The organism is Haloimpatiens myeolchijeotgali (assembly GCF_042688525.2).
Lineage (GTDB): Bacteria > Bacillota > Clostridia > Clostridiales > Clostridiaceae > Haloimpatiens.
Genome location: NZ_JBHWAB010000001.1, coordinates 2083643 through 2107864 on the forward strand (window position 1 = coordinate 2083643; position 24222 = coordinate 2107864).

Below are 24222 nucleotides of genomic sequence, written 5' to 3' on the forward strand. Positions count from 1 at the left end.
GGGTGTTACTTTGGAATTTTATTCTCATCCAGATAAAAGATTAATAGATCATTTAGTTGAGGTTAGAAATATTTCAAAAACTCAAATTGAAAATAAATTTGATAAAGCTGATGAAATAATAAGTTACTGCCATGATTTTGGAAAGTATACAACTTATTTTCAAGATTACTTATTTTCAAGAAAAAAAGAAAACAATATTTTAAAAAATCATGGGTTTATATCTGCAGTATTTGCTTCTTATATTGCTTTTGAAGAATTTGAAAAGAATAGTTATATGCCTTATATAATATATAACTGTGTGCTACATCATCACGGCAGTATAGAAAATCCAGCTGAAAATTTACCAAAGAGTTTAAAGAAAATTGATGAATCAGAAAAACAAAGTTTAACAGATAAAATATATGCATGTAAAAAGCAAATTGAAGATATAAAAGAAAATAGAGAATTTATAGAATTAGATTATAAAAGTATTGGTTATGATAAATATGTTAATGATTTTATTGATAACATCAAAGTAGAAGAGATACTTTTTAAGTTAAGAAGAATTGATCATATTTTTAGAAGAAGAAATAAAATGGAAGAAGTTTATTTTATTCATCAAATACTATATTCAGCTCTTATAAGTGCAGATAAATTAAGTGCTTCAAATACAAAAATTCCAAAATTACATTATACAGATTTTCAAACATTAAATTCAATTAAGAATAAAAAATTTAAAGATAGTCCTAAAAATTTTATTAATGGTTTAAGAAGCGATATATTCAACAATATACAAGCAGAAATAGTTGAAAGTTATGATAAACATAAAATATTTTCAATAACATCACCTACAGGAACAGGAAAAACATATTCAGGATTTTTTGCAGCATTAAAACTTAAAGATTTATTAAAAGATAATAGAAAAATAGTTTATTCACTTCCTTTTACTTCAATAATAGATCAAAACTATAAATCAATATATGAACTTTTAGAGGGTGTTGATGGTTTTGATGAAAATATAAGCAGTTACATAATAAAACATCATAATCTTTCCAATGTAGATTATAAATCAGAAAAAGAAGAATATGAGAAAACAAAGGCAGAACTTTTAATAGAAAATTGGAATAGTGGTGTAGTTGTAACTACATTTGTACAACTTCTTCAAACACTGATAGGTAATAGAAACAGAATGTTAAAGAAGTTTAACAGTATGAGAGGTTCTATTATTTTATTAGATGAAGTACAAGCTATTGATATTAAGTTTTATAGACTTGTAGACTATATTTTAAAAAGTGCTGTAAAGTACCTAGATTGCAGGATAATTATGATGACTGCCACAAAACCTCTTATTTTACAAGAAGGTCACGAACTTTTGAAGAATAATGAAAAATATTTTGAAAAATTTGAAAGAACTAATATTATTCCAAAGTTAGAACCTCTAACAGTAGACGATTTTTGTGATAGATTTATTTCAAATATTGAAGATAAGTCATACTTAATAATTTGTAATACAATAGGACAATCTTTAGATATTTATAAAAATTTAAGTGAAGATTTAGAAGAGCAAGAAAGAGAAGTTTCCTATTTGTCTACAAACATTTTACCTATTCATAGAAGGGAACGAATAAATGAAATTAATAAAAAACTAAAAAATGGTGAGAAACCAATTCTTGTTTCTACTCAAGTAGTTGAAGCAGGAGTTGATTTTGACTTTGATGTAGTCATAAGAGATATTGCACCTATTGATAGTATAATTCAGGCAGCAGGAAGATGTAATAGAAATGGGAAAAGAGAAAAAGGAGAAGTTTATGTATATTCAATGTGCAAAGATGAGAATAAAAAAGGAGGAAGACAATATTTTGCTAATTTTGTCTATGGTAAAACCTTAATTAACATAACAAGTGATGTACTTAATAAGTATGATAGTATTTTTGAAAACATGTATTTTAACATTATTAAAGATTATTTTGATGAAGTTAATAAAAATATTAATGATGAAGCTTCAGAAGGATTTATAGAATCAATTATTAAATTATATTTTACAAAGGCTGGTAAAAGTGAATATGAAGATTACACAATAAGTAAATTTTCACTCATAAAAAGTAATCCGGATTACATGGATGTATATTTTAGAATTGATGAAAATGCAGAGAAAGTATATCAGGATTTATTAAAGGTATTGTCAGAGAAAGATTTTGTAAAGAAAAAACAGCTTTATCTTGAAGTTAAAAATAAGATAAGAGATTATACACTATCTCTTCCATCTAAATTTAATTCTGCTTTTGAAAAGTGGAAAAATGGAGATGAAAAGGTATTTTTAATTAATATGCCTATGGAAGGCTGCGAAGATTATTATGACGAAATTACAGGATTTAAGCGTGAGGAAGATGAGCAAGAATTCATAGTTTTTTAGAATTAAGAAAGGGGAAGATTATATGGAAGTTAACGGAACTCTTATATGGTTTTATAATATTTGTAAGAGAGAAGTTTGGCTTATGGCTAGGGGAATTGTGCCTGACCAAAATGATGAAAATGTTGATTTGGGAAAGTTTATGCATGAACATTCTTATAAAAGAAATGAAAAGGAAATAACTTTTGGAAATGTAAAGTTTGATATATTGTTTAAATCTAAGGATAAACTTGTGATTGGTGAAAATAAAAAAAGCTCAAAGTATAATGAAGCATCAAAATGGCAACTTTTATATTATTTAAAAGTTTTAAAAAAAGCAGGTGTAAATGCTGAAGGGGTTTTAGTATATCCAAATGAAAGAAAAAGAGTCGAAATTAAAATGGATGAGAAGAGTGAAATGAAGCTTGATAAAATGGTAGACGATATTGAACAATTAAGTATTTTGTCAAAGCCTCCAAAAGTTGAAAAAATACCATTTTGTAAAAAATGTGCTTATAGAGAATTTTGTTATGCATAAAAATTAGAAGAAGGTGATAATTTTGAAAAAAGATATATACATTTTTAATGATGGAGATTTAAAGAGAAAGGATAATACTTTATATTTTGAAAGTGCAGGGAAGAAAAAATATATTCCAGTAGAACAAATTGATAATATTTGGATTTTTGGTGAAGTTAATTTAAATAAAAGATTTTTAGATTTCGCTTCTCAGAAAGAATTATGCTTACACTTTTTTAATTATTATGGATATTATATGGGAACATTTTATCCAAGAGAACATCTTAATTCTGGTTATATGATTTTAAAGCAAGCAGAGTACTATATGGATTACCAAAAGAGATTAGATACTGCTAGAAGAATAATAAAAACTGGTGTTGCTAATATGATTGTGGTATTAAAATATTATAAAGGTAGAGGAGTTGACTTAGAAAATCAGATAAATAATATGAATGAAAATTTTAACAAAATGGATAAAGCTGAAACTATTGAAGAACTTATGGCTTATGAAGGAAATATAAGAGATGAATATTATAGTTGTTTTTCTAAAATAGTTAGGAATCCAGAGTTTAAATTTACAGTTAGAAGTAAAAGACCACCACTTGATAAGATAAATGCTCTTATAAGTTTTGGAAATTCTCTTATGTACTCAACAGTTCTTTCAGAAATTTATGAGACACACTTAGATCCAAGAATAGGTTACCTTCACTCAACTAACATGAGAAGATTTACTTTAAATCTTGATGTAGCAGAAATATTTAAACCAATTATTGTGGATAGAATAATATTTTCACTGCTAAATAAAAATGTTATAACGGAAAAAGATTTTTCAACTGAGCTAAATGGAATTTTATTAACTGATAAGGGCAAAATGAAATTTTTAAAAGAGTATAATGATAAACTAACAAGTACTATAAAATACAATGGTTTAAATCAATATGTAAGTTATAAAAGAATTATTAGAATGGAGCTCTATAAGTTGCAAAAACATATAATGGGAGACAAAAAATACGATGGTTTCGTAATGAGGTGGTAATTTGTTTGTTATACTTGTTTATGATTTTGGTGAAAAAAGAGTAGGAAAAGCACTTAAAAAATGCAGAAAATATTTAACTTGGGTTCAAAATTCAGTTTTTGAAGGTGACATAACAGAGGCTTCATTAAAAAAATTAAAAATAGAATTAACCGAAATAATGAACAAAGCAGAAGACTCAGTTATTATATATAAATTGAATAGCTTAAAATACTCCAAAAGAGAGGTTTTAGGTCTTACAAAAAATGAGGAAGATTTATTCTTATAAAACATTTCAAATTTTCGTCGACCCCCAATAACGTAAAATTCCCCGGGGATCGACGAATCTGCTAACCCGCATGAATCCTATATTTCTATATTTTGTTTACAGTTTGTTAACAATTGAACATTTTTAGAAAGTGTGATATAATGCCTTTTGGACGGGTTTTTAGAATACCTATGAGGAATTGAAACTGGAATTGTAACTGCTAGGAGTGGATTAAATGTTAGAAGTTTTTAGAATACCTATGAGGAATTGAAACCACGACATATGAACCAACATTAAGCTCGGCTTTTGACAGTTTTTAGAATACCTATGAGGAATTGAAACTAAACTTCTCCTGTACTCGTTACTAAATAATCATAGGTTGTTTTTAGAATACCTATGAGGAATTGAAACTTTACTTTGGGCAAAAGAAGTAACAGGAGTTGGAGAGGTTTTTAGAATACCTATGAGGAATTGAAACAGTACTTTGCATATAATATCTAAAGTGGAACACTTAAGTTTTTAGAATACCTATGAGGAATTGAAACTGTTCCTTATATCTTTTATCTCTATATATTTTACCCGTTTTTAGAATACCTATGAGGAATTGAAACTTTCCAATAATTTCTATAGTAACATTAGAAAATAATGTGTTTTTAGAATACCTATGAGGAATTGAAACAAGGTATAATTATATTAGAAAATTTTAAAACAGTCTTAGTTTTTAGAATACCTATGAGGAATTGAAACAAAACTTGGAAATATACGGACCTGCAACCCGTTTTGCGTTTTTAGAATACCTATGAGGAATTGAAACATAAGACAGGTGATTTTTTAACCATCCTTTTCGCTTGTTTTTAGAATACCTATGAGGAATTGAAACACTTTTGTAAATCTTCCCATTTTAATTCCTCACTTTGTTTTTAGAATACCTATGAGGAATTGAAACCATGTTGCCATTTTTAAGACCGTTTAAAAATTTTCGGTTTTTAGAATACCTATGAGGAATTGAAACTTGTCATTCCAATATGCCACAATAGTACCTTGTCCGTTTTTAGAATACCTATGAGGAATTGAAACACTATTTCGTAATCAGAATTAGCAACTTGTATTCCGTTTTTAGAATACCTATGAGGAATTGAAACTTAATTAATTATAGCACAAAGAGTGGTGTTATAAAATGTTTTTAGAATACCTATGAGGAATTGAAACTTAAAATGGAGTGTGAATATAAATGTTGGATTTTTCAGTTTTTAGAATACCTATGAGGAATTGAAACTCATCCTTTCAAAATTCAAAATTAATTTAATAATTGTGTTTTTAGAATACCTATGAGGAATTGAAACTTCGTTCACCAGGTGGAACCGTTTCTGGATCGTAGCTAAGTTTTTAGAATACCTATGAGGAATTGAAACCTTTGTTGCAAATAGTATTCAAATTTGTCTTTTCTAAGTTTTTAGAATACCTATGAGGAATTGAAACCCGTATTGCATTGGTTTTTGTAGCTTTAATAATCTTGTTAGTTTTTAGAATACCTATGAGGAATTGAAACTGCATTTTGCAGATATGAGGTAAACACATAATATAAAAGTTTTTAGAATACCTATGAGGAATTGAAACTAGGGAAATTACTATCTATTAGCACTTTTCTATTTACGTTTTTAGAATACCTATGAGGAATTGAAACTATTCAAAATTGCTGATAAATATTTTTTTGTTTTTTTGTTTTTAGAATACCTATGAGGAATTGAAACTATGTAGGGAGTGCCAAACTCCCACAAAATCTATCGTTTTTAGAATACCTATGAGGAATTGAAACATAATAAAGAGGTAAAAGAGAAATATGAGCGTTGCAGTTTTTAGAATACCTATGAGGAATTGAAACTTCAGTATTTTAAAATCAAATGGTGAAAGAAAAACAGTTTTTAGAATACCTATGAGGAATTGAAACTATTATATGGTAATTGATACTTGATAAGAATAAAAGAGTTTTTAGAATACCTATGAGGAATTGAAACCCATGCTGTCGCCGTCATAACTCTCACAAGCAATATAAGTTTTTAGAATACCTATGAGGAATTGAAACTTGAAAATTCCACCATTTTCTTCTATAAGTTGTTGAAGTTTTTAGAATACCTATGAGGAATTGAAACATATAATGATTCCACCCTCTTCAGGCAAATTAACTTGGTTTTTAGAATACCTATGAGGAATTGAAACTACGTAAATGAATAATGCCCGTCTTCCCACCAGCCAAAGTTTTTAGAATACCTATGAGGAATTGAAACTTTGAGTTTTAATATTTCGGGTTCAACTAGTGTGTCTGTGTTTTTAGAATACCTATGAGGAATTGAAACACAGAATACGTGGAAAGTCCGGAATTGAACACCGTCGTTTTTAGAATACCTATGAGGAATTGAAACTCAAACTGTCTTGTACATTATCTTTGGTATTTATGTTTTTAGAATACCTATGAGGAATTGAAACACTTTATTCTTTTCTATTTTCCCAAAAGTCCAACCATAGTTTTTAGAATACCTATGAGGAATTGAAACGGTATTATACTAGTTCCCAACCAGTTTGTGCTACTAGTTTTTAGAATACCTATGAGGAATTGAAACTAACTCTTGGTTTTGTTTTTGCGGTTTTAGGCTTGGGTTTTTAGAATACCTATGAGGAATTGAAACATATTTTCAGATGAATATGGTAATAAGCAACCTTATAAGTTTTTAGAATACCTATGAGGAATTGAAACGTTGGAGCTATTACTTGGAAAGCTATGTTTAAATATGTTTTTAGAATACCTATGAGGAATTGAAACTAATTAGACCTATGACACCTTTTTATGATAAAACTTCAGTTTTTAGAATACCTATGAGGAATTGAAACTAACACCTCGCAATCCACATTCGTCAACTAAATCATCTGTTTTTAGAATACCTATGAGGAATTGAAACCATTCTTACCCTCAAAACTCTCTTATATCTCATTTAGTTTTTAGAATACCTATGAGGAATTGAAACAATCTTAAGTAGTGTATATACTGTATGATATTTTTAGTTTTTAGAATACCTATGAGGAATTGAAACATTAAATAACTTATGTCTTTTTGTTGTTCTATAATTTGTTTTTAGAATACCTATGAGGAATTGAAACAAATCATATCCTCCCGTTGCTGTATAGCAGATTAGTGTTTTTAGAATACCTATGAGGAATTGAAACTTGTTTGGAATAGGGAAACTAGAAGATAAAGAACCGTTTTTAGAATACCTATGAGGAATTGAAACGATATAACAGCTCTAATTCCCACTTTTTCATCACCTCGTTTTTAGAATACCTATGAGGAATTGAAACTTTTTTAAGATAAAAAAAGAGGAAATTAATCCTCTTTGTTTTTAGAATACCTATGAGGAATTGAAACACTGTATGTCAGATTTAGTCGTTAGTGCAAAAATGGGGTTTTTAGAATACCTATGAGGAATTGAAACACGTGTGGTTCTTCTTCTTTCTCTGGACACTCTGTGTTTTTAGAATACCTATGAGGAATTGAAACTACATCCTGAATTAGATTTTATTGCTATTATCGATAGTTTTTAGAATACCTATGAGGAATTGAAACCTAACATAAAGAACCTACGTTCGACAATTTTTATTATAGTTTTTAGAATACCTATGAGGAATTGAAACACATAAGGTAATGGGAATTTTAATTCAGGCATTTTTGTTTTTAGAATACCTATGAGGAATTGAAACATTTATATTTATCTAACAAATATCTGCCTGGTATCTGTGTTTTTAGAATACCTATGAGGAATTGAAACATATCTTCTAAACTTTTAGTTTTACAAATCTTAAAAAAATTTCCTAATTGATGACTATATTGACTATAACTAAGTAGGAAACGTTAACTGTATCTATTGATAGGTTCATATAAGAAAAAAATATTTTTATATTGTATCAAAGATAAAATACTAAGCCCTAAAAAATTCAACAACTATAATAGGGCTTAATTTTTATGAGTAATTTTATAAAATATAGTTGTCTTAAAATAAATAATATTAAAAAATATGATTAAAAATAATTGGATTTTAGGATATAATATAAGTAAGAAGGGGTGAGTTATGTGCAAAGATTAAAACCTTTAAATGATTATATATTCAAAAAAATTTTTGGTGAAAATGAAGTAAAAGATAATTTAATTGCATTTTTAAATGCAGTTTTAGATAGAAAAGATAGAGAAAGATTAGTTACATTAGAAATAGTAGACAATAAAGAATTGACAAGAGAATTTATAAGCGATAAAACTGCAATATTAGATGTAAGAGCAAAAACAGAAGATGGAACACAAATTGATATAGAAGTACAGCTTACAAATCAACACAATATGGATAAAAGAACATTATTTTATTGGGGAAAGTTATTTAATGAAAATATATCTAAAGGTGAAGATTATAGAAATCTTAAGAAAGTAATAACTATAAACATATTAGATTTTAACTATATAAACTTAGATAAGTTTCATACTAAATTTCATCTTTGGGAAGATGAAGCAAAAGACTATATGCTTACAGATTTAGTAGAGATTCACTTTATAGAAGTTCCTAAATTTAATGAATTAGAAGAGAAGAATTTAAAAGAAGATAGACTTCAAAGGTGGTTGACTTTCTTTAATAAGGATATTTCAGAAGAAAGATTAAAGGAGTTGATGGAGATGGATAAGGACATAAAAAAAGCAGAAGAGAGACTTGAATATCTAAGTAGTGATAAAGAGACAATAGAAATTTATAAAGCTAGAGAAAAATCACTTCATGAGAGAGCTAATATGATAAATGGAGCTAAGGAAGAAGGAAAAAAAGAAGGTAGAAAAGAAGAAAAAATTGAAATAGCAAAAAATTTATTAGTAATTGGAATGAAATTAGAAAAGATAGCAAATGTTACAGGATTAAGTACAGAAGAAATCAAAAGTTTAAATCAATAAGGTTTATGGTTAATCTTTAGTAAGCTACAATTACTGTATCATTTTGATCTTGCCGACTGATTTTGATTTTAAAATTCACCTAATCATTGCTTTATAATGGTTAAGCAGATTTTTTAGTAAAAGTAAAAATTTACTGTCTATAATTTAGTAATTGTTTTAGTAATTGTATAAGTAAAAAATGGTTAGAGCAGCGAGAAAAACTGTTATGTAAAGTAAAAACGAATATTTTGACTGAAAATTTAACATCATAACTAATGATTAAAACTATTTATAATATAAATCTAATTTTCGTCGATCCCCAATAGCGTAAAAATCCCCGGCGATCGACGAATCTTATAACCCGCATGAATCCTACATTTCTATATTTTGTTTACATTTTGTTAACAATTGAACATTTTTACAAAGTGTGCTATAATGCCCCTTGGACGGGTTTTTAGAATACCTATAAGGAATTGAAACATTGATTATATTATGAGGTTTGAAGCGTGTGCGAATAGCGTTTTTAGAATACCTATAAGGAATTGAAACTGGCCAAGAGCAATACGAACATATTCCAAATCGTGTGTTTTTAGAATACCTATAAGGAATTGAAACCCAAACCAGCCCTTGATATCCTCATCTGAATAATCCATGTTTTTAGAATACCTATAAGGAATTGAAACAACAAAATTATGTATCATTTGCTAAAATTGGAAGTATTAGTTTTTAGAATACCTATAAGGAATTGAAACCCTGCAACAGATACAATAAAATATAAAGCATATTATATAGTTTTTAGAATACCTATAAGGAATTGAAACTCTTGAAAATTTTTTGTTTCTTTTTCTGATAATTCCACGTTTTTAGAATACCTATAAGGAATTGAAACCCTTTTTTAAATCCCATACGCTTTCATATGGTCTATTTGTTTTTAGAATACCTATAAGGAATTGAAACTCATTTTCCATGACTTGCTGATTAAATTGTTCTAGTGTTTTTAGAATACCTATAAGGAATTGAAACCAATATAACTTGCATCAGCTTGCAGTTCTTTCATTTGTTTTTAGAATACCTATAAGGAATTGAAACATATATTATTTAGTTGCATTTTTTTATTAGTCTCCGGTTTTTAGAATACCTATAAGGAATTGAAACTTCATTCTCGCTTTCCTCCCACTTGTTTACTTTACGGTTTTTAGAATACCTATAAGGAATTGAAACTTGAAATATTTAATAGTCATAGTTTTAAATTTAATTGTTTTTAGAATACCTATAAGGAATTGAAACTCTCCTTTCAACTTTTATACCTTTTTCTTCTAAAAATGGTTTTTAGAATACCTATAAGGAATTGAAACTAGCATAAATAAAAGACTATACTTAGTGTGCATAGTCGGTTTTTAGAATACCTATAAGGAATTGAAACCTTCAATTCTCAATTGTGTACACTCCTTGTCAATTGTTTTTAGAATACCTATAAGGAATTGAAACTACAACTTCGGATAAAAAAGGATATATGAGATTTAGCGTTTTTAGAATACCTATAAGGAATTGAAACTTTGCATAATTATATCCAGCTTGTGATATATATTCAATGTTTTTAGAATACCTATAAGGAATTGAAACAATAAATAGTAGGTGTTTTTATTATGCCTAAAAAAAAGTTTTTAGAATACCTATAAGGAATTGAAACTATAAAATTTTGCTTCTGTATCGTCTATATCTTCACAAGTTTTTAGAATACCTATAAGGAATTGAAACAAAATTCACGACAAAATCAAAGAGAGTGATATTTTTGTTTTTAGAATACCTATAAGGAATTGAAACAAGACCTACTAGTATCTAAAGGCATATAAGTCAGACCGTTTTTAGAATACCTATAAGGAATTGAAACCAGTAATTCCTAAATCTTTTGCCATATTCTTTATCTGTTTTTAGAATACCTATAAGGAATTGAAACAACATATTTTCTTTAAAACGTTCAAACATATTTTGCGTTTTTAGAATACCTATAAGGAATTGAAACTAGCCACATCCACTCCAACCTCTATTTAAGTGCCATCGTTTTTAGAATACCTATAAGGAATTGAAACTACATTCTTTTGGTCTTATTATCTTCGTTAGTATACTGTTTTTAGAATACCTATAAGGAATTGAAACTTTTTATAGTTTCCTCAATACTTCTACATTGAGAATAGTTTTTAGAATACCTATAAGGAATTGAAACGCGTATTTCAATTCATCATCTTTCAATACTTTCTGTGTTTTTAGAATACCTATGAGGAATTGAAACATATAACATTCGTTGTTATCTTGTATTCTTATAATGTTTTTAGAATACCTATGAGGAATTGAAACGCTTGATAGCCTATAGTATAAGTTGTATGAGGCTTTAAGTTTTTAGAATACCTATGAGGAATTGAAACGCTGCTTCCTCTTTTGCTTTATTTTCAGCAGCTATTTCGTTTTTAGAATACCTATGAGGAATTGAAACGAAATTTAATAATTAATTTTACTTTAACAGTTTAACGTTTTTAGAATACCTATGAGGAATTGAAACATATATTTAGCTTCTGAGATTGAATTAAAATTCGCGTTTTTAGAATACCTATGAGGAATTGAAACTCATATTTTTTCAACTCTTTCTCAAGTTTTTCGTCAGTTTTTAGAATACCTATGAGGAATTGAAACAAATGTTTTTGTACACTTGAAGAAGAATTTGAACACTGTTTTTAGAATACCTATGAGGAATAAGTAATTACAACTATTTATATAAAAACTTTCAATAAGAAACTCCAGTGACTGTAATAGTCACTGGAGTTTTATTTAATATTAACTCAACTTTCGCAGTAAAAAAATACTGCTTAGCGAAGGAAAATGATATATTGCGTAAGAAACATTTGAACAAAGTTTACAAGTTCTTAGCTTTACGAATTTGAAAAAAGTTATTTTTTTATTACTGATTCCTATGGAATATTAATTAAAAAATCTTTTTTCAATATGAGTAAAGCTTAGAACTTGTTACTGAAGTGAAAGGTTTCTAAGCAAGATATCATTTCCCGTAGCGGCTATTTTTTACCTGCGAAAGTTGAGATATTAAATAATAGAAGTACACAGTTATTTGCATCTATTCTACAAAACATATCTTGATTTACACATATAATAGTTTTAACATCATATCCTTTATAATAATTTTTCTATTTACATATAAAAATTCAATTTGTCAAATAAAAAAGAAAAATTTTCAATTATCTTACAAAAGGAAAACATATAAAAATGTAGAAATATATATATGATTTACAATAAATTGACGAAGGAGAGTGCTATGAGAGTAAAGATTGATCTAAAATTGCAAGAACCAATACAGCTGCCTATTCAATATAATCATATATTACAAGCATTAATTTTAAAGATGTTAGGAAATGAGGAGTATCAAACTTTCTTACATGATGAAGGATATGGTTTTAAGAAAAGAAATTACAAACTTTATACATTTTCAAGACTTCAAGGTAAATTTAAAATATTAAAAGATATAAACAAAATAATGTTCTTTGATAGAGCAAGTCTTTTGATATCTAGTTATGATGAAAAATTTTTTAAGTTAGTAGTAAATAATAGTATTCACAAGGATTCACTGCAAATATTAGGAAAAGATATTGAAATAAATAATATAGAAGCTTCATTTTTCAATGTTAAGGACAATGAACTTAAAGTATATACAAAGTCTCCAATAACAGTATACAGTACTTTTAAGATTGATGAAAAAAATAAGACTTATTATTATAGTCCTTATGAAAAAGAATTTTCTGAAATGATTAGAAAAAATTTAATCAATAAATATATTGCATTTCACGGAAAGGAACCAGAGGACACTGATTTTTCAATAGAAATTTCAAAAAGAAGAAAACCTAAAGAAAGTGTTATTGTTTATAAGGGAATAGTTATAAAGGCATGGAATGGAGAATTTATACTAAAAGGTTCAACAGAACTTTTGAATCTAGCATATAAAGCTGGTATAGGATCTAAAAACTCTCAAGGGTTTGGGTGTTTGGAATTAGCTAAATAATAACTTTGGAGTACGCCTCAAAGGTAATTTGTTATGGGTAAATTTTGAAAGGAGGGAAATGTTGAAGTTCATAGTTAAAGTTGATATAGGAAGTAAACAAAAATATATATTTTCTAGTAATAGATTAAAAGAAATAATAGGAGCATCACAAATTATTAAATATGTAACAGAAAATTTAGGCAAAGACGTTCTTAAAAAAATGGGTAAAAACCCTCAAAATTATACAGATAATAATAAAGGAAACATATTATTTGAAGCAGGCGGTAATGCCATGTATATATTTGATAATAAGGAAGAAGCAATAAATTTTAATAAAATGTTTAGCAAATATGTTATTGAGAATTTTGATGGTTTGGAATTATTAATGGTTATTAAAGAATTTAATATTGAAAAAACAAACATAGTAGGTTTATATGAAGAAATAGAAATGATGTTAACAAAGAAAAAGGGTAAACGAAGGAATCAATTTAGACGAATAGGATATGGATTAACTAAAATGTGTGCTAGTACTAGAAAGCCAGCAGGGTATACAGATAAGTATTCAGAAGACAAATACATATCTAAAGAATCTAAAGATAAATTAAAATTTTATGAGAATATAGCACAGGAAAAGTATAAGAAACTTGATGAAGAAAATAAAGAATCAATTATACAATGGGATGAATTGAAAAATGGATTTAAATTTACTGATGAATTAGAGATTATAGCAGGTAAAAAGAATGAAGGAAGTTATATAGGTATAACATGTATTGACGGGAATGGTATGGGTAAAAAATTTGATAGTTTTAATGAAAAATATAAAGATATTTCAGAAAAAGATATATTTAAAGAGAATCAAAATTATATAAAAGAATTTAGAGATCTTACAGAAAAAGTAGATATTGATTATAAAAAAGCTTTTAAAAAGACTGTAGAAGAGCTAATTGATAATTATGATAACTACTATGAAGATATAGGATATGAAAAAGAAGGTAAAGTTGTACCTATTAGACCTATAATATTAGCTGGAGATGATATAACATTTATTAGTAATGGAAAAATAGCTGTAGAAGCTACTAGGATTTTTACAGAAAAAATAACAAAACAAATAGAGGATTTTGGAGATTATAAATACAATCTTACAACTAGTGCAGGAATTGCAATAATAAAAAAGACGCATCCGTTTTCTAGAGGAGTTAAATTAGCAGGTGCTTTGGAAAAGAACTCAAAGAAAAAGCTTAGAAAAATTAAATTAGATTTTGAAGATAAAAAATTAAAAGAAAAAAATGATGCATCATTTATAGATTGGGAAATAAATAGGGGAGATACACTGGATGATATTTCTCTAATAAGAAATAAAAAGGTTGCTAGACCATATATGATTAAGGTTGAAAGAAAGGATAATTCTAAAAATATGAATAGTGTTGATGATGACGTTAAAAAGGAATATTTAGAGAAAACTATTCATTATAATTTTGATAACTTTGATAAAGTCCTTAATGCCATAAATCAATCAGGAGCTAAGAGTAATTTAAAATCATTTTTTAGAACTATGAATTCTAAGGAAGTAGATGCAGAACTTTTTTATTTAAAATATAAATTAAAAGATCAAATAGGCAATGATATAGATCCAAGAATTCTTAAAGAAGTAGTATATGATGCTATAGATAGTATGGATTTATATACTTATGTGAAAGGAGAAGAATAATATGTACAAGTATCCAATCACTATTGAATTATTATCAGAAACTATATTTGGTAATGGACAATCTCAAAATGGAATAGTTAATACAGATGTTTTATTAGATGAAGAAGGTTTTCCTTATTATTTAGGAAAGACTTTTAAAGGCTGTTTAAAAGAATCAATAAATACTATATTAAAACCTTATTACAGTAAAAATAAAGGTGATTTCAATGAAGTAGTTGATAGATTATTTGGTTCTAATAATAAAACAGATAATATAGAAAATGAAGGAATATTAAAATTTACAAATTTTTATTTAGATAAAGAAATTTCAGATATATTTAGTAGCTATGAGGTTAAAGAAAAAGAAAAGAGTGAAAAGAAAGATTTAATTTTACCTTCTTTAAGTGATATAAGATTTGGTATAAAAATGGGTGATAATGGAGTATCAGAATCTAAAAGTTTAAGAGCTTCTAGAGTGTTAAAAAAAGGTTTAGTTTTTAATGGATTTGTTTTATCTTTAAATCAATTAGAAGGATTGCAGTTAACTCTTTTAAAAAAAGGAATAAAATCATTAAAGAATTTAGGAATTAATAAAAGTCGTGGTAAAGGGTTAGTAAATGTAAAGATTGGTGAAATAGTTGAGATAAATTCAGAAAAAGGTGGGAATATAAATCATAACTTTGATTATCTATTATATGAAGTAGATTTAAAGCAGCCAGTTAAAATAGGAGATAGCCAGTCTCAGTATGATTATGAACAAACTAAATCATATATATCAGGTTCTATAGTTAGAGGAGCTATCATAGGTAAGTATTTAAATAAACCTCAGGATACTAAAAAAGAGGATGATTTTAACCATTTACTTAAAAAAGTATATTTTTATGATGCTTACCCTGTATATGAAGAAGAAAATAATAAATATTATTCATTTCCAACACCTAATATTTTTAGAATAACTAAAGATAGAGATAAAGAAGATGAGAGTTTATATAAAAGTAATGAATTTATTAATGTTTTTGATAATAAAAAAGTAGATGATAAACCAACAGTTATAAAATTGAAGAAGGGAGATTTTTCTTATTATAAACAGAATACGCTTTTTCAATTTAATGTAAAAAAAGATTATAGATTTCATCATTCCAATCATACAAAAAAAGAGAATATATTTAGATATGAATCTATTTCTAAAGGTCAAAAGTTTTATGGAGTAGTGGATGTTTCAAGAATAGATAAAAGTTTAAAAAAAGAAATATATAATTTATTGAAAAGGGGAGAAATTCTCTATTTAGGTGGTTCAAGGACTTCTGGATATGGGGCAAGTGAAGTTTCTGAAATAGAAACAATTAAAGATTTTAGTGAGTTGAAACAAAAATTACAATATATTAAAAGTAATGTGTCTAAAGATAAAATTGATATCTATTTTTTATCAGATTCTATTTTGAGAGATGAAAATCATCAAATAACCTCTTCTTTTTCTTATAAATATTTAAATAAGAACTTAAATTTAAAATTAAATAAAGAAGATATAAATAATGAAAAAAATATAAATATGGAAATAAATCCGGTTATATTAACAGGATATAATAGTACATGGAGGTCTTGTGTGCCACATGTTTATGGTATAGAAAAAGGTAGTGTTATTAGAATTAATTTAGATAAAACTAAGAATAAAATAAATGAAAAAGTAATTGAAGATTTTATCAAACATCAAAAGGGAGATAGAAAACAAGATGGATTAGGTAGAGTAATAATCAATCCTAAATTTCTAAATCCTAAAAATATAGAATATAAAGGTACTAATAATCCTCATAAATATGGTAGAGAAAATAGTTTTTATACTTTAAGTAATAAATTAATACCTTATATAGAAGAATGTAAAAACAAAATAATCATTGATAAATGTATTAAGAATAATACTGTAAGCACTTTATTAGGTAGTAAGTTAGAGAGTATTAGCAAAAGTCAAATAAATAACATTGTAGATGCTATTGATAGATCATTATTAAGTGAAGAAAACAATCCTATGGATGAATTTAAAAAAGAAGTAGAAAGACTTAAAAAGACTACTCAAAATAGTGAACGAAACAAGAGAAATAGTGATATACTGAATTCTGAAATATTATCAAATGAAACTTTAAAGAGTTTACTAAATTTATCTGATGAAAAAATATATGAGATTGCGAAGAATATTTTATATAAAGGATTGGAGAACGTTAAATCTAAAGAAAGCATAATAGAAGAAATTATGAAACAAGATTCTAAAAGTAATTTTAGAAAAGAAAGAATTATATTAAATGCAGTAAGAGATATATTTTATTATTCTACAAAAACAAAGGAAGGTGAGGATGTTGGATAATATAAATAAAATAAAGCAGTATGTTTTAAATGTGAAAAACATATCACCTCTTAGAATAGGGAATGGTGAAAAAGAAGGAAATGGAATATTACTTTATGATAATCATGCAGTTATAAATGGTACTACACTTTCAGGATTATTTAGAGAATTTTTAAAACAGTATAAAGAAAAAGAAGTGTATGAATTAGTTTTTCCTAGAGTAAATGATGAAAAAAATGAAGATGAAGATAATAAAAAAATTTCAAAAATATATTTTTACGATGCAATATCACAAGAAAAAATAAAATTAGAAGATCTATCATTTAGAAATCATATAAATATAGATGTAGAAACAGGAAGTTCAGTAGAAAATCATTTATTTAATGAGTGTCATATAACAGAAGGTAAAACATTTAGATTATTTTTTGAAATACGTGGATTAGAGTTAGAAGAAGATAAATATGAAAATCTATGTAGGTATTTAGAACAATTTATATGTGAAATTTCAAAGGGTGAGATAGCTGTTGGAAGTAAAACAACCTTTGGATTTGGTAGATTTAATGCCATAGAACATAATAAATTATATTATAAGGAATATGATTTATCCATAGAAAAAGGTTTAGATGACTATTTAAATTTTAATGTTGATTCCTTAGTGTTAGGGAATCTTGAAACTAAAGATATTTCTAAATGTGATTGTAAAAGCAATAAAGTTAAAGTTAGTTTAAAAGCTTATTGTGATGAAGGATTTATAATAAAAGGTCAACAGATTGTTGAAAAAGATAAAGTCTTTGATAAGTCATATCAAGAGTATATTAATTTAGAAGATATGTATGTGATACCATCGTCAACTATAAAAGGTATTGTGAAAAATTATTGCAGTAAGATATGTAAAACGTTAGGAAAAGAAGATGAAAAAATTATAGATAATATATTTGGTAAAAAAACTAATGAAAATGATAATGAAAAAGGGAAAAAAGGTACTATGACATTTGAGGATTGCAAGATAGAGGAAGGTAAATCTCAAATATATAATAGAATAAAAATTGATAGATTTACTGGGGGAGTTATGACAGGATCAACATTTAAGGAACAATTAGCTGTTGTCTCTGAGAATAATCCAGTAGAATTTAATGTAATAGTAAATAAAAAAGATAAAAAAGCATTAGCTTTAATCATATTAGCTTTTAGAGATATTGGGTTGGGATATGTAACTGTAGGCAGCGGAAATAATATAGGATATGGAAGATTTAAAGGAAGATCAATTACTATAGATGGAATGGATTATAACAAAAAAGTGATATTCCAAGATTCAAGACTAATAGGAAATGTAGACGAAATAAATGATATTATAAGTATTCTTAAGGAATAGAAGGTGATGTAATGCAGAAATCAACAAAATTAGAGGTTATATATAAAATAAAGGAATCTAATTTAAAATACGCATGGATAAATACTTTTAGTGATTTAAAATTAATAGAATTGAATAAAGGAAAAATAGAGGATATTTTAGAAGATGATTTGGAGAATTTAATTGAAGCAAAGTTTTTTGATATAGATAAAGAAATATCAATTATAAAGTGTGAAGATGAAGAAAAATTTTCTGTAGTTGAGTTTAATGGAAAAGATAAAGAATATATAGAAGAAAGACAAATTTTAAATAAAAATAAATTACCATTTGAAATTAAAAAAGATGAAAATTATAAATTGGTGATAAGGAATTACTTAAATTACGATAAAGACGGACAAGCTTATATATGCTATACCCAACTTAGTGATATAAGGAAGAGTGATGTTGAAGGGGGGAAACAGTAGTGAAAGATAGGAGTTCAAGTTATCTAAATAAAAATAGTAGTGAAAAATATGCAAAAGCTCCATATAATTTTATACCATTTCCAGAGAAAATATTTTATAGACATACTCTTTTAAAAAATTGTGAAAACGAAGATAAAGGAATAGATATATTACCAAAGCATGATGAATTTAAATTGGGTTTAAAAACAGGGTATATAGATTATTCTGTAAAGGTAGAAACTCCTTTGTTTATAAGTGATGGTAATAAAGATTTTTTTAGAGTTAATGGAGATTATGTAATTCCAGGAAGTACTGTAAGAGGAAAAGTAAGAAGTAATGCTGAAATATTATCATGTTCCTATCCAGAGTTTGTAGAGGATAAAAAATTATGGTTTAGAGGTGCTTTTTCAAAAGATGTACTCAAAAAAATGTATACAGATGCTGTGTTATCTGGTGAAACTGGAAATATTAATGAAAAAGTTAAAGCAGGGTACTTATGCAGAAAGGATAATAAGTGGTTTGTTATTCCAGCTAAGAAAGATAAAAATGGCAAATATTTTAGAGAGATACACGAGAGTATGCTGAGAAAACAATACAAAACGATAGATGAAAATATTAGAAGTAATATTTTTATGTATGAGTTTAGAGATAAACATAGTAGGGAAGAATTATGGTATTTAATTAAAGATAAGAAGAATAAAAAGAAAGAGATTAATAGAAAAATTAAAAATAAAGAAAAAGAGTTATCTAAAAATGAAAAGAATAAGTTTAAATATATGGTAAATGACCTACAAAACGAGATAGAAGCTTTATTAAAACACAATGAAAGAAAGGGATTTAAACCATATTATTATAAAGCATTATACTGTTTAAAAGAAAATAATTCACCATTAATAAAAAAAGTAGTAAAATCAATCAATGATGATGATTATGGAATTTTAATGAATTCATCAAGATTAAATCATAAACAAAATCATTATTTGATATTTAAAAAAGATAATGACAAGAAGGAAAAAATAGTAAGTCAAGATTTGATAAATCAATACAAAACTAGTGTAAAATACAGGCAAGCTATAGAAGTGGAAAATTTTGAAATAAACAAAGATAATGATTTTGTTAAAGGAAAGGAAAAGCCTATATTTTATATAACAGATAAAGAAGATAATATTATATCTTTTGGGTTTACTCCTTATTTAAAAGTAACTTATAAAAAATCTGTTAAAGATGGAATAAAAACAAATAAAGAAAATTGTGAAGAAATGAATAAAGGAAATATTGATTATGCTAAAAGCATTTTTGGATTCACTAATTTAAGCTATAGTGAAGGTACTGAGAATAAAACTAAGTCTTACAAAGGAAGAGTAAGTTTTACTAATGTTAAATCAGCAGGAAACTGCAATCAAATAAAAAAGCCTATTTTAAAACATCTTATGAATCCTAAAATAAGTTCTTTCCAGCTTTATTTAAAACAAAACACTAATAATCCTAAAAAGTTAAAAACATATAGTAGTGATGATTTTGAACTTAGGGGAGAAAAATTTTATTGGCTTAGACATACACACGATGATAAAGATGAGTATAAAAAAGGAGAAAAGGCACAACAATATGCAGTTTTATACCCTGTAGATAAAGGGGCAATATTTAAAGGAAGAATTTATTTTGAAAATTTATATGAAGATGAATTAGGATTACTATTAATGTCTATAAAACCTTTTGAGGATGCCAAAGAAAATTTAGGGCAGGGAAAGCCATATGGTTATGGAAAAGTGAAGTTTGAAATTGACGATATAGTAGAGATAGATTCTCAAGATAGATTTATAAGTTTAAATATGAATTCAAGTAAAAAATCAATAATGGGCAGTAAAAATGATTGCATAGGTAAATTTAAAGATTATATGAAAAAGCAAAACATAAATGTTGATTTTGATAATGAATATATGTATAAATGTTTTTCCTATAGTAAATCAAAGACAAGAGATATTTGTGAACCAGAATTTAATTATATGAGAATAACAGATTTTAAAAACAGAAAGATACTTAAACCTGTAGAAAAGTATATAGATGAGGATAAAGAAATGACTTCACAAGAACAAGCTGCGGTTACTAAGGAAGAAGATGAAAGTGAGTTAGATAAAGATTCAATGAGGAAACGTTTATCTATTAGATTTAAAATAGGAGTAATGAAAAAATAATTTAGGAGAAAAACAGTTGCTAGGGGAAATGATATTTTGCTTTGAAATCTTTCATTTCAGTAACAAGTTCTAAGTTTTACTCATATTGAAAAATAACTTTTTTCAAATGTTTATTATGCAATATATCATTTTCTTTTGTTAAGCAGCATTTTTTACTGAAAAAGTTGAGTTAAATATTAATGTACAGTGGGTGAAAAAGATGAAGAAGATGAAAAAAATTTATAAAGGTTTAATTTTTACAGCGATACTTTTTATTATCTTTTGTCCATCAATTTGTTTAATGGATACAAATAATAGTATAGTTTATGCTGCTAAGCCTTCGATTAATGAAACAATGTCAAAAGAAGAGATTATGAAGAAATATTATGAGTTAAAAAAAGATAATCAGGAGTTAATAGAAAAATATAATGCATTAAATCAAAAGTGGGCAGATGAAAAAATAGATATAGAAAGTAAAAAATCTAGTGTGGATGATAGATTAGTTACAATTGTGACAGTTGGAAGTGCACTTTTGTTGATTTTTTCGTTGGCTATAACTATATATGTAAAAAATCATATAAAAAATAAGATTAAACAGTTATACGAAAATAAAATTAACCATATAGTTGAAAAAGAGATAGATGAAAAATTACCAAAAGAGGTAGCAAATAATGTTGAAGTAGAAGTCGAACATATAAGAAAAATTGTTAATGAGTGTAAAAAAGAAGAAATTTTAATGGAAAACAAAAAAATACTTCTTTTATATAGTGACAAGGAAAAGAAAAGTTGTATAAATTATGTGCTAATCAAATTTAATATAATTAGATGTGTTTCAATAGATAGTAATTTTAATTTAAGCAATTGCGATATTGTATTATTTAATAATGAATGTTGTAATGAAGAAAAAGCAAAAAAATATAAGGAAAAAATTCAAAATATAATAGAAGAAAATGAATGTAAACAAGGGTTGGCTTATTTTTACTATTCAACTAATGTAAGATTAAATACAGGAATATCTGAAAAATTAAATTTCGCTAATTCTCAAGCTACTTTATATGCTAATTTATTAAATTTATTAAAATTTCATGATGCTATTTTATCCAATGATGAAAATGATAAATGTATATAATATTTAAATTTTTATTATAAGTATTTATATAGAGGTGTTAGATTATGTGTTTTTCTGAAAAAATAATAAAAAAGATATTGTTAGAATATGAGGGGCAGAAGTTTTTTCAAAAAGAGGACAAGCATTTACATATAAGGTAAAAGGCAATCATATAGTTCCAAGTACCACTAATTATAATATACCTATAAGTGATATAGTAGAGGGGTTAAAAAGAGGACGAGTAGAGAATACTACTGAATTACAAGATTTAAGAGGACCGTCTTATATTTATGCACTTGTAAATGATGATAGATTTAAAATTGACTATAAAAAAGATGTGGAGTAGAGGTAGAAATATGACTTCTACTCAAATAATATTAATAATCTAAAAGGTTTCTTAAAGTATATACATTTATTTAGTATTACTACAGTTGAGGAACTTTTTACTATAGGTAGATTAATGTTTGATAGGGAAAATATTATCTTGTATGAATATGATATGGGCTTAAGAGAGTATAAGCCTACAATAAGATTAATTTAAAATGAAAAAACACCATATAATAATAGAAAATTTTTGATTTTATATATTTTGATTTTATGCTATTTTTCTGAAAAGTTAATATCATAACTAATGATTAAAACTATTTATAATATAAATCTAATTTTCGTCGACCCTCAATAGCGTAAAATTCCCCGGGGATCGACGAATCTGCTAACCCCCATGAATCCTATATTTCTATATTTTATTTACAATTTGTTAACAATTGAACATTTTTAGAAAGTGTGATATAATGCCCCTTGGACGGGTTTTTAGAATACCTATGAGGAATTGAAACTCTACCACACTATCTTTGTAAGTTATAGAATAATCGCCGTTTTTAGAATACCTATGAGGAATTGAAACGAAATTTTATGGACTAATATAAAACTAAAATATGCAGCGTTTTTAGAATACCTATGAGGAATTGAAACGCATCTTGAGCGTGAGAAGGTTTTAAAGTTTTATTGGAGTTTTTAGAATACCTATGAGGAATTGAAACATTGGCGCTTGTCTTATAATTTTTTTTGTCGTTTAGTTTTTAGAATACCTATGAGGAATTGAAACCCAAGTAATATTTCAGATGATGATATGACAACAATAACATGTTTTTAGAATACCTATGAGGAATTGAAACTGAAGAGAGAATAAGTGGAAATAGAAGTAAATTAAAAGTTTTTAGAATACCTATGAGGAATTGAAACTTGTCTGATGTAGTAACACTTTGAACCGTTTCAGTGTTTTTAGAATACCTATGAGGAATTGAAACAATAGATATGATTCGCTTCAACTTCTTGAATTTGATTGTTTTTAGAATACCTATGAGGAATTGAAACTACTAAAGAGGAAGTCAAGGGAGTAAGACCTCACCGTTTTTAGAATACCTATGAGGAATTGAAACTAGAATGAACTAAAAAAAGAAGCCCGTAAGACCTCACCGTTTTTAGAATACCTATGAGGAATTGAAACTCATATTATTCCTCCTAACTATTGTATGTTCCCATTTCGTTTTTAGAATACCTATGAGGAATTGAAACCTATTCTCCATAAGACCGTTGTCTGACGCATCTTCAGTTTTTAGAATACCTATGAGGAATTGAAACTACTATTACAATAGTCAATCTTTAATCTTAAATTGTTGTTTTTAGAATACCTATGAGGAATTGAAACACACCTAGAAAAAGAAGCCCTGCTGTGATGCTGGCGGTTTTTAGAATACCTATGAGGAATTGAAACACATTTCCTTGATATCAGACACCTCTTTAATTCTTTGTTTTTAGAATACCTATGAGGAATTGAAACTTAACTCTGAAAAGTGTTATAAATTCATAAATCTATGTTTTTAGAATACCTATGAGGAATTGAAACTTGCTAAATGAAACTGGTTTAAAATTAATTGTCTGTTGGTTTTTAGAATACCTATGAGGA

12 protein-coding genes and 3 CRISPR repeat arrays (1 of these 15 running past the window's edge) are annotated in these 24222 nt (G+C 26.5%); all 12 genes read left to right on the plus strand.

Annotated elements, in window-relative coordinates; all coding sequences use genetic code 11:
* Positions 1 to 10 precede the first annotated feature (10 nt).
* The 12 genes from cas3 to ACFIJ5_RS09285 all read left to right on the plus strand — a co-directional run bounded on the left by cas3 (position 11) and on the right by ACFIJ5_RS09285 (position 22277).
* Complete coding sequence (gene cas3, locus ACFIJ5_RS09230; RefSeq protein WP_379806293.1) at positions 11 to 2392, plus strand: CRISPR-associated helicase Cas3'; 2382 nt, start codon at positions 11 to 13, stop codon at positions 2390 to 2392.
* 22 nt (positions 2393 to 2414) lie between these two features.
* The gene (gene cas4 / locus ACFIJ5_RS09235; RefSeq protein ID WP_379806295.1) at positions 2415 to 2906 is read left to right on the plus strand and encodes a CRISPR-associated protein Cas4; all 492 of its coding nucleotides are present in this window, start codon (positions 2415 to 2417) and stop codon (positions 2904 to 2906) included.
* 22 nt (positions 2907 to 2928) lie between these two features.
* Positions 2929 to 3921, plus strand: a complete 993-nt coding sequence (cas1b, locus tag ACFIJ5_RS09240) for a type I-B CRISPR-associated endonuclease Cas1b (RefSeq protein ID WP_379806297.1) — start codon at positions 2929 to 2931, stop codon at positions 3919 to 3921.
* 1 nt (position 3922) lies between these two features.
* Positions 3923 to 4186, plus strand: a complete 264-nt coding sequence (gene cas2, locus ACFIJ5_RS09245; protein ID WP_379806299.1) for a CRISPR-associated endonuclease Cas2 — start codon at positions 3923 to 3925, stop codon at positions 4184 to 4186.
* Between the two features lie 155 nt (positions 4187 to 4341).
* A CRISPR array of direct repeats spans positions 4342 to 7983; the repeat unit is 30 nt; unit sequence GTTTTTAGAATACCTATGAGGAATTGAAAC.
* Between the two features lie 302 nt (positions 7984 to 8285).
* Complete coding sequence (locus ACFIJ5_RS09250) at positions 8286 to 9140, plus strand: Rpn family recombination-promoting nuclease/putative transposase (RefSeq protein ID WP_379806301.1); 855 nt, start codon at positions 8286 to 8288, stop codon at positions 9138 to 9140.
* Between the two features lie 429 nt (positions 9141 to 9569).
* Positions 9570 to 11874: a CRISPR direct-repeat array (repeat unit 30 nt; unit sequence GTTTTTAGAATACCTATGAGGAATTGAAAC).
* Positions 11875 to 12441: 567 nt separating this feature from the next.
* On the plus strand, positions 12442 to 13182 hold the full coding sequence (gene cas6, locus ACFIJ5_RS09255; protein WP_379806303.1) for a CRISPR-associated endoribonuclease Cas6: 741 nt from the start codon (positions 12442 to 12444) through the stop codon (positions 13180 to 13182).
* A 61-nt stretch (positions 13183 to 13243) separates the two neighbouring features.
* Positions 13244 to 14869 (plus strand): Cas10/Cmr2 second palm domain-containing protein, encoded by a 1626-nt coding sequence (locus ACFIJ5_RS09260; protein WP_379806305.1) that lies wholly within the window; start codon positions 13244 to 13246, stop codon positions 14867 to 14869.
* Position 14870: 1 nt separating this feature from the next.
* On the plus strand, positions 14871 to 17204 hold the full coding sequence (locus ACFIJ5_RS09265) for an RAMP superfamily CRISPR-associated protein (protein ID WP_379806306.1): 2334 nt from the start codon (positions 14871 to 14873) through the stop codon (positions 17202 to 17204).
* Entirely contained in the window at positions 17194 to 18555 is a 1362-nt protein-coding gene (locus ACFIJ5_RS09270; RefSeq protein WP_379806308.1) for an RAMP superfamily CRISPR-associated protein, read from the plus strand. Before ACFIJ5_RS09265 ends, ACFIJ5_RS09270 begins: the two co-directional genes overlap by 11 nt.
* A gap of 11 nt (positions 18556 to 18566) precedes the next feature.
* Positions 18567 to 18998: a hypothetical protein gene (locus ACFIJ5_RS09275; protein WP_379806309.1), complete on the plus strand. Its 432-nt coding sequence runs from the start codon at positions 18567 to 18569 to the stop codon at positions 18996 to 18998.
* Entirely contained in the window at positions 18998 to 21169 is a 2172-nt protein-coding gene (locus tag ACFIJ5_RS09280; protein WP_379806310.1) for a TIGR03986 family type III CRISPR-associated RAMP protein, read from the plus strand. Before ACFIJ5_RS09275 ends, ACFIJ5_RS09280 begins: the two co-directional genes overlap by 1 nt.
* 199 nt (positions 21170 to 21368) lie before the next feature.
* The gene (locus ACFIJ5_RS09285) at positions 21369 to 22277 is read left to right on the plus strand and encodes an NARF domain-containing protein (protein WP_379806311.1); all 909 of its coding nucleotides are present in this window, start codon (positions 21369 to 21371) and stop codon (positions 22275 to 22277) included.
* A 785-nt stretch (positions 22278 to 23062) separates the two neighbouring features.
* Positions 23063 to 24222: direct repeats of the CRISPR family, unit length 30 nt; unit sequence GTTTTTAGAATACCTATGAGGAATTGAAAC (it continues 1413 nt past the right edge of the window).